The 12,442-nt window shown below is 63.8% G+C and carries 11 protein-coding genes; 5 read left to right on the top strand and 6 right to left on the bottom strand.

Features of this window, described 5'->3' with window-relative positions; all coding sequences use genetic code 11:
* Nucleotides 1-148: 148 nt before the first annotated feature.
* The 4 genes from ACWHRL_RS01295 to madM all read left to right on the top strand — a co-directional run bounded on the left by ACWHRL_RS01295 (nucleotide 149) and on the right by madM (nucleotide 4,439).
* The gene (locus ACWHRL_RS01295; RefSeq protein WP_447530484.1) at nucleotides 149-1,504 is read left to right on the top strand and encodes a malonyl-CoA decarboxylase; all 1,356 of its coding nucleotides are present in this window, start codon (nucleotides 149-151) and stop codon (nucleotides 1,502-1,504) included.
* Between the two features lie 39 nt (nucleotides 1,505-1,543).
* Nucleotides 1,544-3,085 carry a malonate--CoA ligase gene (locus ACWHRL_RS01290; protein WP_447894917.1) on the top strand — a complete coding sequence of 514 codons (1,542 nt, stop codon included), beginning with the start codon at nucleotides 1,544-1,546 and terminating at the stop codon, nucleotides 3,083-3,085.
* Between the two features lie 85 nt (nucleotides 3,086-3,170).
* The gene (gene madL / locus ACWHRL_RS01285; RefSeq protein ID WP_447527495.1) at nucleotides 3,171-3,665 is read left to right on the top strand and encodes a malonate transporter subunit MadL; all 495 of its coding nucleotides are present in this window, start codon (nucleotides 3,171-3,173) and stop codon (nucleotides 3,663-3,665) included.
* A gap of 12 nt (nucleotides 3,666-3,677) precedes the next feature.
* Nucleotides 3,678-4,439, top strand: coding sequence for a malonate transporter subunit MadM (madM, locus tag ACWHRL_RS01280; RefSeq protein ID WP_447527494.1), 762 nt, complete (start codon nucleotides 3,678-3,680; stop codon nucleotides 4,437-4,439).
* A gap of 70 nt (nucleotides 4,440-4,509) precedes the next feature.
* Here madM and ACWHRL_RS01275 read toward each other — a convergent pair whose 3' ends face one another.
* The 4 genes from ACWHRL_RS01275 to ACWHRL_RS01260 are packed head-to-tail and all read right to left on the bottom strand — an operon-like array spanning nucleotide 4,510 to nucleotide 9,115.
* Nucleotides 4,510-5,298 (bottom strand): symmetrical bis(5'-nucleosyl)-tetraphosphatase, encoded by a 789-nt coding sequence (locus ACWHRL_RS01275; RefSeq protein ID WP_447894916.1) that lies wholly within the window; start codon nucleotides 5,296-5,298, stop codon nucleotides 4,510-4,512.
* An 8-nt stretch (nucleotides 5,299-5,306) separates the two neighbouring features.
* Nucleotides 5,307-6,374 carry an ABC transporter ATP-binding protein gene (locus tag ACWHRL_RS01270; protein ID WP_447894915.1) on the bottom strand — a complete coding sequence of 356 codons (1,068 nt, stop codon included), beginning with the start codon at nucleotides 6,372-6,374 and terminating at the stop codon, nucleotides 5,307-5,309.
* A complete protein-coding gene (locus ACWHRL_RS01265; protein ID WP_447894914.1) occupies nucleotides 6,367-8,133 on the bottom strand; it encodes an ABC transporter permease in 1,767 nt (588 codons plus the stop codon). The genes ACWHRL_RS01270 and ACWHRL_RS01265 overlap by 8 nt, the downstream gene beginning before the upstream one ends.
* A gap of 1 nt (nucleotide 8,134) precedes the next feature.
* The gene (locus ACWHRL_RS01260; protein ID WP_447894912.1) at nucleotides 8,135-9,115 is read right to left on the bottom strand and encodes an extracellular solute-binding protein; all 981 of its coding nucleotides are present in this window, start codon (nucleotides 9,113-9,115) and stop codon (nucleotides 8,135-8,137) included.
* A 180-nt stretch (nucleotides 9,116-9,295) separates the two neighbouring features.
* Here ACWHRL_RS01260 and ACWHRL_RS01255 point away from each other — a divergent pair, with 180 nt between their 5' ends.
* Nucleotides 9,296-10,228 (top strand): LysR family transcriptional regulator, encoded by a 933-nt coding sequence (locus ACWHRL_RS01255; RefSeq protein WP_447527489.1) that lies wholly within the window; start codon nucleotides 9,296-9,298, stop codon nucleotides 10,226-10,228.
* Between the two features lie 17 nt (nucleotides 10,229-10,245).
* Here ACWHRL_RS01255 and ACWHRL_RS01250 read toward each other — a convergent pair whose 3' ends face one another.
* A complete protein-coding gene (locus ACWHRL_RS01250; RefSeq protein WP_447894911.1) occupies nucleotides 10,246-11,445 on the bottom strand; it encodes a Bcr/CflA family efflux MFS transporter in 1,200 nt (399 codons plus the stop codon).
* 96 nt (nucleotides 11,446-11,541) lie between these two features.
* Nucleotides 11,542-12,426, bottom strand: coding sequence for a LysR family transcriptional regulator ArgP (locus tag ACWHRL_RS01245; RefSeq protein ID WP_447894910.1), 885 nt, complete (start codon nucleotides 12,424-12,426; stop codon nucleotides 11,542-11,544).
* Nucleotides 12,427-12,442 lie beyond the last annotated feature (16 nt).

Raw genomic sequence — 12,442 nt, 5'->3', positions numbered from 1 at the left:
CCTTGACTCATAAATTCTTTGGCTCTATTTGTTATATACAACATGCCGCACTGTTTAATGTTTACCACGCTAACTCACAATTATAAAGCGCTGGCGTCGTAACAAGCAGTACGCCCACCGATTCACAATAAGGCCGATGCGCATGAACATGAATATGACGTTTCTCCAGGGGCTGCTCACCAATATTAGTACGCGTACGCGTCAGCTAAGTAGCGTCCTGGGCAACGAGAAAGACAGCGACAGCCACTTCAAGGGGCTCGCCGCCGCTTGCAAGGGGTTGATGGGTCGTACCGGCGAGGCCTCCCAGATACTGCTGGCGCAGCAAGCGCTGGCGCACTATCAGGCGCTCACCGAGGAGGAGAAACAGGCATTCTTTCAGCTTCTAGCCAACGACTACGCCGCGGAACCTGCCGATATTCACAGCGCCTACCAGGCTTACTGCGAGCGCGAAGACAACGCTTCGCTGGAGCGGCTGTTCAACGCCTGCGAGCCGCGCCGACAAGACCTTCTGCGCCGTTTGAATCTCTGCCCCGGCGGCACCTATGAGCTTGTGAACATGCGCGCCGACCTGCTCAAGCATCTGCACCAATCCCCGGAGCTTTCGGCGCTGGATAGCGACTTTGCTCACCTGTTCGGCTCCTGGTTCAACCGCGGCTTTTTGATGCTCGAGAGCATCGACTGGAACACGCCGGCGGCGGTGCTCGAAAAGATCATTCGCTACGAGGCGGTCCACGAAATCGGCGACTGGCACGACCTGCGCCGCCGTCTCGACCCGGACGACCGGCGCTGCTACGCCTTTTTCCACCCGGCCACCGGCGACGAGCCGCTGATTTTCGTGGAAGTGGCGCTTTGTGACGGCATTCCCGGCAACGTACAAAACATTCTGGAGCACGGCGAAGAATTGCCGCTCGAGGACGCGGACACCGCCGTGTTCTACAGCATCAGCAACTGTCAAAAGGGGCTCAAGGGCGTCTCTTTCGGTAACTTTTTGATCAAACAGGTCGTTCAGGAGCTCAGCCGTGAGCTTCCACAGATCAAGAACTTCGTCACCCTTTCACCGGTGCCCGGCTTTGCGGACTGGCTGGATGAGATACGCGGGACGGCCACACTATCCGAGGAGCTCACGACCTATCTGGAGTCCCACGAAAGCAAGGAGCTCTCCTCGCCCGCGCACAAGGAGTTCATGCGTCTGGCGGCCCACTACCTGACAGAGGTCAAACACAAAAGCGGCCAGCCCTTGAACCCGGTAGCGCGCTTTCACCTGGGCAACGGCGCGAGCCTGCACCGCTTGAACTGGCGCGCGGACACCTCTCGCAAGGGTCTGCAGCAGGCCCACGGCCTAATGGTGAACTATCTTTATCAGCTCAACCGTATCGAGCAGAACCACGAAGCGTACAGCATCGATCACACGGTGGTGTGCGCCAGCGACATTCGCCGCCAGGCGAATCAAGCAAGCCAGTACTTAGAGGCGAAGCCATCGGCGAAATCGCCGGCCAAGGCATAAGCCCCGGATACGTTTGACGACAATAACAAGGAGTCTTTTATGAACCATAACCTCTACCTGCACTTTTACCCGCACTTCGAGCGCACGCCGGACAAAGTGCTGATGGACACCCTCGACGGCCAGCGCTACCGCTACAGTGATGTGCTCGGCCAAAGCCGGCGGATCGCCACGACGCTGCTGACGCTTGGGGTAGAGCCTGGCGACCGGGTCGCCGTTCAGGTCGACAAGAGCCCTGAGATCGTCATGCTGTATCTTGCCTGCCTGCAGGTCGGCGCGGTGTATCTGCCGCTGAACACCGCCTACACCGATAGCGAAATCGCCTACTTTCTGGAAGACGCCGAGCCGCGCCTGTTCGTCTGCCGGCCGGAGGTGCATCGCGAGGCCCGCGCCATCGCCGAGAAAAGCGGCGGTGCCCAGGTCGAGAGCCTTGGCACTCGCGCCAACGGCAGCCTGATGGAAAAAGCCGCCAGTGCTGAAGAGACCGACGCCGTATGCGAAGTAGCCGCCGATGACCTGGCCGCCATTTTGTACACCTCGGGCACCACCGGGCGCTCCAAGGGCGCGATGCTGACTCACCAGAATCTGGCCTCCAACAGCCAGGCACTCACCGAGGCGTGGCAGTACAGTGAGAACGATCATCTGATCCACGCACTGCCCATTTTCCACACCCATGGGCTGTTCGTTGCGTGCAACGTCACGCTGATCAACGGCGCGTCGATGACCTTCCTACCCAAACTCGACGTCGAGGAACTGCTCGACCTGATGCCGGACTCCACGGTGCTGATGGGCGTACCGACGTTCTACACCCGCCTGCTGGCAAGCCCGCGCCTGAACCGCGAGGTCGTCGCCAACATGCGCCTGTTCATCTCGGGCTCGGCGCCGCTGTTGGCGGAAACCCACGCCGAGTTCAGCGAACGCACCGGTCACGCCATTCTGGAACGCTACGGCATGACCGAAACCAATATGAACACGTCCAACCCGTATGAGGGCGAGCGCCGCCCGGGCACCGTGGGCACGCCGCTGCCGGGGGTGACGGTGCGCATCACCGACCGGGAAACCGGCGCAGAGCTTGCCCAGGGCGAAACCGGCATGGTCGAACTGACCGGGCCCAACGTGTTCAAGGGCTACTGGCGCATGCCGGAAAAAACCGACGCCGAGTTTCGCGATGACGGCTACTTCATCACCGGCGATTTGGGCCTGATCGACGACAAGGGCTACCTGAACATCGTCGGCCGCGACAAGGACCTGGTGATTTCCGGCGGCTACAACGTCTACCCAAAGGAGATCGAGCAATTCATCGACGACCTGGACGATGTCGAGGAGTCCGCGGTCATTGGCGTACACCATGCCGATTTGGGCGAAGGCGTGGTTGCCGTCGTGGTACCCAAGGCGTCGGCCAACGTAAATGAAGCGCAGATTCTCGAGGCGATCAAGGATGTCCTGGCGCGCTACAAGCAGCCCAAGCGCGTCTTCTTTACCGAGGCGCTGCCGCGTAACGTGATGGGCAAGGTACAAAAAAACCAGCTGCGCGATACCTACGCCGATACGTTCAGCGAGAAGCCGGCGGCCGCCAACGCCTAACCCACCCACTCAAGGCGCCGATGTAACCCCCTGACGACACGGCGCCGGTATCCCCTAAAAACAAAGACAACGATAGGAAAACGCCATGGTAATTTACGGAGTCGCTTTGCTGGCCGGCTGCATGCTGGTCGGCCTATGGGTAGGTGATGTGCTGGGCATGCTGCTCGGCGTGGAGTCCAACGTAGGCGGTGTCGGCATCGCCATGCTGCTGCTGATCTTTCTCGGCGGCTATCTCATCGACAAGAACAAGATGCCCGCCAGCACCGAAAGCGGTATCACGTTCTGGAACGGCATGTATATCCCCATCGTGGTCGCCATGGCGGCCAGCCAAAACGTGGCCGCGGCCATCGATGGCGGGATGATTGCGCTGTTGGCAAGCCTTCTGGCGGTGGCGGCAAGCTTCGCCCTGGTCCCGGCGTTGACCAAGCTGGGCCGCCCCAAAGAGGCCGAAACACCGCCCCCCGCGCCGGATGAAACGCCGGTCGACAAGGTCGCCTCGCGCGCCCCGGCGTCGCGCTCGAAGAAAACCGCCCGCCCTGCCAAATCCGCGCGTCCCACGCGCCCCCACCACGCCCGCTAAGGAGCTGCCACCATGCTTGACTCACTATTGACGCAGCTCGAAACCCAGCACCTGATCGCCGCCTTCGCCCTGGTGGGCGCGGCCATGTACGTGTCCTACTTGGTGAGCGCCAAGCTCACCAACGGGCGCGTCCACGGCTCCGCCATCGCCATCATGGTGGGCCTAGCGCTGGCCTACTTTGGCGGTATTTATACCGGCGGCACCAAGGGGCTAGCGGATATCAGCCTGTTCGCCGGGCTGGGCCTGATGGGCGGCGGAATGTTGCGCGATCTAGCGATCATCGCCACCGCCTACGGGGTGCGTTTTCAGGAGATTCGCCAGGCTGGGCTGAGCGGGATTCTGGCGCTGTTTTTAGGCGTGATCGTCTCCTTCATTGCCGGTGTGGCCGTGGCCTACGCCTTTGGCTACCGCGACCCGGCCAACCTCACCACCATCGGCGCGGGCACGGTGACCTATATCGTCGGGCCGATCGCCGGCGCCTCCATCGGCGCCTCGTCGGAAGTGATTGCGCTCTCCATCGCCGCGGGCCTGTTCAAGTCGATTCTGGTGATGGTGCTCACGCCGATCGCCGCGCGCCGTATCGGCCTGGACAACCCACGCTCGGCAATGATCTTCGGCGGGCTGATGGGCACCACCAGCGGCGTGGCCGCCGGGCTCGCCGCCACCGACCCGAAGCTCGTGCCATATGGGGCCATGACGGCCACCTTCTACACCGGCCTGGGCGCGCTTCTGGCGCCGTCGCTTTTGTACTTCTGCGTGCGGGCCCTCTTCTAGCGCTCCCCCTCAACCGGCAATCGGTAGGCGCTTGCGGCTGAATACCGTAAGCGCCTTCGCCTGGGTCGATTCACACATCGATCAACGCCCCTTGAACGACTCTCACCACGCTTAACGTGCGCCCGTAAACGCAGCCGGTATCCAGACAGCGGATATCGGCGCGCCCTGTTTCACCGCGAAGACTCGACCAGTGGCCGAACGCCCATATGCCGGACTGGATGGGCCAGGCGTCGAACCAGGGCACCAGTGAGGCGCTCTTTTGGGCCGGTGATTTAGCAGTGAAGTCGATGGTCGGGTGGTTCGGGTCGGAGACGTCGCAGTAGCGCATCTCGGTGAAGGCGCAGATGATGTGCTGCCAGCTATCCATGCCGCCCTGGGTATGGCGGTAAGGCGAGAGCGCCAGCTGCGCGAGCCACGCATCGTTTGCCATGCGCAGCACCTGGCTTGCCTGGAACGCGTAGCGCTCGGCCAGCGCCAGACTCCAGCCGGGGAAGATACCCGCGTGGGAGAGCGTCAGCTCGAGCGAAGGCTCGCGCAGCAAAAGCGGCTGCTGGCGCAGCCAGTGCTTCCAGTCGACACTGCCTTTATCACTCAGAACGGGCGCGAGGGCGCCGTCCCCCGACCCATGAGCGCCGGCCAGCTGGCCCAGCAGCCGCGTTTCGTGGTTGCCCAGCACCATCTGGAAGCGATCGCCCAGCGAGGCCACCAGGCGTAGCACCTCCAGGGAGTGCGGTCCCTTGCCCACCAGATCCCCCACGCTCCAGAGCCGGTCTACGTTGGGGTCGAAGCCGATCCGCCCCAGCGCCTCTTCCAGATCATCGATGCAGCCGTGCACATCGCCTACCACATATAAAGCCACGGGCCTCCTTAGGTGAATGCCAGCGCGCTGTGGTACGGAAAGGCGACGCGCAGCGCAGTGCCGCGCTCATGAGGCTGCTCGCTGGTCAAGGAGAGCAGCGTGCCGCCCAGGTCCAGGCGCAGCCGCCACTGGTGGCCCTCGAAAAGGCACTGGCGTACGGTGCCCGAGAGGTAGTTCGTCTTCGGCTGCTCGGCTTCATCCTGCGCGCACAGCCGAATGGAGCCGCTGTGAAGCATCAGGCTCACCGGCTCGCCGGCCACACCCCGGGCCTCTTGCGTCAAGCAGCAGGCCAGGCGCTGGCCGTTGACCGCCACCTGCCAGGTCTGTTCGTCGAGCGGGTGCTCCAGCCGCGCCGTCAGCCGGCTATCGAAGCCGGCAAGCCCCGCCACCCAGGGCGAGGCCGGCTGGGCGAATAGCGTACGTACCGGCCCCGCCTGCTCCAGGTAGCCCTCCTTGAGCACCAAAAGCTCATCGGCGAAGGCGCACGCCTCCAGCGGGTCGTGGGTGACGTAGAGCACGGTCTTGTTCAGCCGCTCGAAAAGATCGGCCAGCTCGAAGCGCATCTCCATACGCAGCTGCACATCCAGGTTGGAGAGCGGCTCGTCGAAGAGCAGCACGTCCGGGTCGGTGGCCAGCGCCCGGGCGATGGCCACTCGCTGTTGCTGGCCGCCGGAGAGCTGCGACGGCAGCCGGTCGCCGTAATCCTCCAGGTGTAAAAGCGCCAACAGCTCGTCCACGCGCTGGCGCCGTTCAACTCGCGAAAGCGCGGTCAGCCCGTAACCCACGATGCGGCGCACGTTCATGTGCGGCCAAAGCGCGTAGTCCTGAAAGACCATGTTGATCGGGCGTTTTTCCGGCGGCAGCGAAAAGCCGGGGCTGGCGATGAGCTGGCCGTTGATGCGCACCTCGCCGCTGTCTGGCTCCTCCAGCCCGGAAATCAGCTTGAGCAGGGTGGATTTTCCGCACCCGGACGGGCCGAGTACCGCCAGCACGCGCCCCGGCGCCAACGTCAGGCTGATATCGCTCAGCGCAACTGCGGGGCCGTAGCGCCGGCCCAAATGAGAGAGTTCAAGCATGGCGTACCTCGGCGTTGTCAGCCGGCACCGGCGTCTTTGGCGGGTGCGTATGCAATAGATGTTGAAACAGTCGCCGCGCGCTCATGTGAACGGCTTGAATCACGCCAAGCGTCAGCGCCGCGGCGACCAGGGTCGAGGCGGTAGACTCGCCGTAGAGCCCCTGCTGGAACATGCGATTGATCACCACGGGCAGCACCTCGTAACCGGGCGGATGAAGAATGGAGGTGATCGCCAGATCGAACACGCTGGAGCCGAAGCTCGCGAGCCCCGCAGAGAGAAACGCGGTTAGCGTCAGCGGCAGCAAGATGGTGAAAAGCCGCCGCCATACGCCCGCCCCCTGCAAGGCCGCAGCGGCCATGAAGGAGTGAGGGATCTGCCCCATCGCCCCCAGCAAGACGCGAATGGCGATGGGAATGGCACCGGCCATACCCGCCAGCACCAGCAAGGCGGGATGGCCGTAAAGGCTGAGCCCCAGGGCGTCGAGCCAGGGGTGGTTCCACAGAAAAATGAACCCCACGCCCAGAATCACCCCGGGCACGGCCAGCGTGATGGTCGAGATCACGTTGATCAGCCCGTTCAGGTAGAACTGGCTGAACGTGAGCAGATACGCCGCCAAAAAAGCGACCAGCAAACTGGCCACGGCGGCGATCGCGGCGATCTGAAACGAATTGGCCAGCGCCGCCCGCAGCCCCGAGCCGCTTGCCAGTACCGTCTGGTAGTGGGCGAGCGTCATATTGCTCGCCGTTACGCCGTCGCCGAGATTGTCCAACAGCGAAACCACCAGGCTGCTGCCCATCGGAATGCCCACCGCGACGGCCACGAAGCCGAAGGCCGCCGCGGTGAGCAGCGGATGCCCGCGCGTCGCCGGCCGGCCCGCCTCGGCCTTGGCGGTCAGAAAATCGAACCGGGAGCGGCGCAGAAGCCACAGATACAGCGCCACGGCCACCACCAGAATCGCCATCAGGTACACCGAGAGCACCCCGGCCAGATCGAAGCGAATCGGCGACTGGTTCATCGCGGTGAAGATGGTGTAGGGCAGCGTGGGAAACCGGTAGGTCGTCGCCAGCGCCGCGGGCAGGCCGAAGTCGCCCAGTGTGTCGATGAACACCAGCACCATGCCGGAGAGTATCGCGGGGGCCAGCAGCGGCAAGCGGATAGTCGCCAGGGTGCGCAGCGGCCCGGCGCCGCACAGGCGTGCCGCGTGCTGATGCTCCTTGACGTGCCACTGCATGGCGGCGGTGATCGCCAGATACGCGAACGGGAAGTTCTTGAAGCACATGATCGCCACCAGCCCCGGCGGCGAAAAGACCGCGGCGTTCACCCAGTCAGCGCCCAGCCACTGGGCGGCGATACCGCTTTTGATGCTGAACAGTATCCACCCTTGGGCGACGATGAACGACGGCACGATCAGCATGGCCCAGGCGCACAGATCCAGCGCCGCCGCGCCCCAGGCCGAACACTGCTGGCGCACCACGGCGAGCGCCCCGCCGATCAGCGTGCCGAACAGCGCCGTATAGCCCGCCAGGTAAAGCGAGTTAAAAAGCGACACGCGCCAAAGCCGGCGATGGAAAAGCTCGGCCAGGTTCGTTACGCCTGCAAAGCGGGTATCGCCTTGCAGGATGCCCGGCCAGAACGCCTGCGCCAGCACCAGCGCCATGGGCACGGCGACCAGCACCAGCAGTACCAGCGTGATCGCCGCACCGAGCAGCGTGTCGGGCTTGAAGCGCCCCAGACCGCGCCGGTTTCTCGTGGCCTGCATCCTAGTAAACGGCCTGATCGGCGAACCAGTTCTTGATCGCCGCCTCGTTCTCGGCGGCCCACTCGGCGGGCGCCACGTTGTAGACGGCGTTCGCCTCGGGGCCATAGGGAAGCGGCGTGACGCCCTCGACCGGCGACAGGAACAGTCCGTCCTTGCCGCCGTTGTCGGTTAGAAACTGCTGTGTCTCGGGGTCGAGCATCCAGTTGGCGAACGCCTCGGCCGCCTCCGTCTGTTCGGTGTCGGCCTGGATGGCGACCCCGCGCGACGAGGACGGCGCGCCGCCTTCCGGCCACACCACCTCGACCGGCTCGCCGGACTCTTTCAAGGCGTAGGCGTTGGGCGAAGAGAGCATCGCCACGGAGATCTCGCCGGAGGCCAGTGCCCGCCCGGTCGGGCCATTGGTGCGAAACACCCGCAGGTCATTATTCAGTATGCCGGAGTAGAGCTCGCGCGCCTGCTCCATGCCCCGGTCGTAGTGCAGCCAGGCAACACATGGATACGCCGGTGCCGCCACCGCCGGGTCCGCCTGGCCCACCACGCCTTCGAATCGGCTGTCCGTCAGGTCATCGAAGGAGGTCGGCGCCTGGTCCACCAGGTCGGTGCGATACGCCAGGGCGCAGGAGGCGGTCGTGCCCGCCGGTACCCAGGCACGGCTCTCGGGCAGCAAGGCGCGGCCCTGCTCGGTGAGATGGCGCTGGTTATCGACCTCGAGGTCGCGTTTGAGAAGCCCCTGCTGGTCCAGGCTGTGCAGGCTGCCCACCCCGTCGAACAGCAGCGCATCCCAGTTGGGGTTGTTGCGCTCAGCGGCGATACGCGCAAGCAAATTGCCGCCGCTCATCTGAACGACCTCGATCTCGAAGCCGGTATCCGCGGTGAAGCGCTCGCCGATGATGTCTTCGAAGTCGTTGGTATAAAGCACTAAGGGCGACGCCAGGGCGGCGTTGCTCAGTAACCCAAGGCATAGGCCGGTAACTGCTTTCATGGTGAGGACTCCCCGTTGAGAATGCGTTGCCTGCTGAGACGGCGCTAATCTAACGCCAGCGCTCAACGTCTTGAATACGCCTTGTCGTCCCAGTATTGCGGACGTTCTTTGCGCTAATGTGTCACAAGACTGCAATCACACCTTGGTAAGTAACGGGAGCCCATCCAACGCGAGAGTGCTATGCCGGACACCAAGCAAACGAATGACTCCTTACCTCAGGTTGCCGCGTTCGTGCAGACCGTACGCCAGGGCGGCTTTGCCGCGGCGGGTAGAAAACTGGGGCTTTCGGCCTCGGCGGTGGGGAAAAGCGTGACGCGCATGGAGCAGCGTCTGGGGGTGAAACTGCTCAACCGAACGACGCGCAGCGTGGCACTGACCGAGATCGGCGAGGCCGTCTTCGGGCGCTACACCCACGTATTGGAGCTACTCAAGGAAGTGGATCTGCTCGCCGGCCAGGACGCGCAAACACTGAGCGGCACGTTGAAGCTCGACCTACCCAAGGTGTACGGCGCTCGGGTCATCGGCCCCATGCTTGCCCGGTTTGCAAGCCTGCACCCCGGCATCAGCCTGGACATTCGGCTCAACGACGAAGTGTGTCATCTCGTCGAAGAAGGGGTCGATCTCGCCGTTCGAATCGGCACCGTGGCGGATAGCGACCTGATTGCCCGGCCGCTGGACCGCCAGCGCCTGGTCGTCGTCGCCTCGAAGGAGTATCTCGCGCGTTACGGCACGCCGCAAAAGGCCCGGGCGCTTGGTGAACATCAGTGTCTGGGGTTTCGAAGCGCCTCGACCGGGCGTCTCAGGCCCTGGCTATTCAAAGATGAAAGCGGCGTAGATACGTCCCTGGCGCTCGATCATCGCTACCGTTTCGACGAAGGCATCGCCATCAAACGCGCCGCAGAGGCCGGGCTGGGCGTGGCCCAATTGCCCTCCTACATGGTGCGCCGCGCCGTAAAAGAGGGAACGCTGGTCAGGCTTTTGGATGAGTTCCGCCCGGGCCCTACGCCCATTCAGCTCATCTACACTCAAAAGAGCAAGCACAACATCCGGCTTCAGGCGCTGGTGAACTTTCTGCTCGACGAGGCGCGCCAGGGGCGGTTCGGGCCGAACTGAGAGCGCCGCGCAGCGCTTCAGCTGGCCTCGACGGCCGCCCGGCCCTTGATGATCGAGCGGGCCAGCATCAGATACGCGATGGCCCCGCAGGCCGCCATGGCCAGAATGATGGCCTCGAGGGTGTGCGGTAGCACCGTGGAAAGCCCGCTGACGATGCCGGCGATGCCGAACTGGGCGGCGCCCAACAGTGCCGCCGCCGTGCCGCCGCTGGTCGGGAAGAACTCCAGAAAGCAGGCCTGAATGTTCGGGGTGATCGCCCCCATCGCGCCGATGGTCAGCATCATGGCCGGCAGGAAGGCATAGAGCGGCCAGTCCATGAAGGCGGCGGTGATCAACAGCACCATGCCCAAGGCCTGGCACCCCGAGGCGAGCTGCAAAATGCGCAGCGACGGCAAGCGCGAGAGCAGCAGCCGGTTGAAGATATTGAATACCAGCATGGTGAGAATATTGGCGGCGAATAGCAGCGAGAACGTCGACGGCGACTGCTCGAAGTGCCCCTGATAGATAAAGGAGGCGTAGGTGATGAACATCATCATGGTGGAGAACGACGCCGCCTGCCAAACGATGAACGGCAGCGCCGGTTTGGTCGAAAGCACCAGTTTGTAGCGCGCCAGCAGGCTCATTTGCGGGCTTTTGGCCCGCGAAACCTTGCCCTTGCCGGAAAACACCGCCCGCATCAGCAGCGGCACCAGTACCAATGCATAGACCGCCAGCGCGAAGAAGATGTAGTGCCAGGAGCCAAAGGAGAGAATCGCGCTACCGACGCTGGGCGCCACCCCCGGCGCCAGCACCATGATGAACCCCATCATCGAGAAGAGCTTGGCGGCGTCACGCCCCGCCACGCGGTCGCGCACCAGTGCGGGGACCGAGACCAGCGTCCAGCCCGCACCGAACGCCTGGATCGCCCGCCCGATCAGCAGCGCATCGAGGGACTCGGCCATACCGATGGCAATGCTTGCGACGGCGAAGACCCCGAGCCCGCCCATCAAAATACGCTGGCGCCCGAAACGGTCCGACAGCGCCCCGCCCACTAGCTGGCCCAGCGCCATCGCGAACACGTAGATCGACACGCTCAGCGAGATCGACTGCTGCGAAACGCCAAGCGACTCGCCGATCACCGGAAAGGCCGGCAGGTAAGTGTCCATGGAAAAGGGGCCCAGCATCATCGTCAGTGCCAGGCTCAGCACGACGATGAAAGGCGTTTTGGGTTGACTCATGATAACTCGCGTTTGAATGGCTTAAGACGTATGGCGTCCCCGCTATGATAAAGCGTGGCGCCCGGCACGGCCAGCCAGGGCGGCGCAGAGCCGCACTCAAACGACCAGCCTTTGGCGCGTTTCGCACTGAAGATGGCGCGTCAAAAGCGCCGAGAGCTCGCCGCTTTTACGCCAGGCGTGCCAGTAAAGCGGCACGTCGACCACGTGGCCCGGGCACAGTTCGACCAGCCGCCCCCGGCCAAGCGCCTGCTCGATCTGAAGCTCGGGCACCATTCCCCAGCCCAGCCCACTTTCGAGCAGCCGGACGAACCCTTCCGACGAAGGGCAGATATGGTGGGCAAAGCCCTCCGCAACGCCAAGGCCTTGCGCGTAGCGGTGTTGTAGCCGGTCGTCGGTGCCGAAAATGATCGCCGGCGCGTGATAGAGCCGATCGATGGTCACGCCCTCGGCAAAGTGGCGGTCGATGAATGCCGGGCTCGCCACGCCCAGGTAGCGCATCGCCCCCAGCGCCACGCTTTCGGCGCCCGCGACCGGCTGGGGCGTGGCGCAAACACAGCCCGCCACATCGCCGGCCCGCATCCGCTTCAAACCCACGTCCTGATCCTCGACGACCAGCTCGATCAGCACCCGATGCGCCTCGCAAAACGCCGCGACCGCGTCCGCCCACCAGGTGGCCAGGCTATCGGCATTCAGCGCGATGCGTAACCGGTTCACGCCTCCTTCGTTGAGCGCCGGCACCAGCGCGCCCAAATCGCGCTCCAGAAGACGCACCTGCTGAACGTGGTTGAGCAGCCGCCGGCCCGCCTCGGTGGGCACGGGCGGCGTTACCCGTGTGAGCACCGGCTGACCCAGGCGCGCCTCTAAAAGCTTGATACGCTGGGAAACCGCAGACTGGCTGAGCCCCAGCGCCTGGGCGGCGCGCTCAAAACCGCCCTGTTCGATCACCTGCGCCAACGCGGCCAAGAGCTTGTAGTCGAGCAATCAGTTTTCCTAATGC

The organism is Vreelandella sp. GE22, from assembly GCF_968212445.1.
The sequence above is the reverse complement of the archived record's forward strand: the minus strand, read 5'-3'. Positions and strand labels throughout refer to the sequence as shown.

Excerpts from the sequence above, each read along its gene's own strand:
- ACWHRL_RS01290 (WP_447894917.1), top strand. The coding sequence starts at position 1,544 with ATGAACCATAACCTCTACCTGCACTTTTACCCGCACTTCGAGCGCACG.
- madM (WP_447527494.1), top strand. The coding sequence starts at position 3,678 with ATGCTTGACTCACTATTGACGCAGCTCGAAACCCAGCACCTGATCGCC.
- madL (WP_447527495.1), top strand. The coding sequence starts at position 3,171 with ATGGTAATTTACGGAGTCGCTTTGCTGGCCGGCTGCATGCTGGTCGGC.
- ACWHRL_RS01260 (WP_447894912.1), bottom strand. The coding sequence starts at position 9,115 with ATGAAAGCAGTTACCGGCCTATGCCTTGGGTTACTGAGCAACGCCGCC.
- ACWHRL_RS01250 (WP_447894911.1), bottom strand. The coding sequence starts at position 11,445 with ATGAGTCAACCCAAAACGCCTTTCATCGTCGTGCTGAGCCTGGCACTG.
- ACWHRL_RS01295 (WP_447530484.1), top strand. The coding sequence starts at position 149 with ATGAATATGACGTTTCTCCAGGGGCTGCTCACCAATATTAGTACGCGT.
- ACWHRL_RS01265 (WP_447894914.1), bottom strand. The coding sequence starts at position 8,133 with ATGCAGGCCACGAGAAACCGGCGCGGTCTGGGGCGCTTCAAGCCCGAC.
- ACWHRL_RS01270 (WP_447894915.1), bottom strand. The coding sequence starts at position 6,374 with ATGCTTGAACTCTCTCATTTGGGCCGGCGCTACGGCCCCGCAGTTGCG.
- ACWHRL_RS01255 (WP_447527489.1), top strand. The coding sequence starts at position 9,296 with ATGCCGGACACCAAGCAAACGAATGACTCCTTACCTCAGGTTGCCGCG.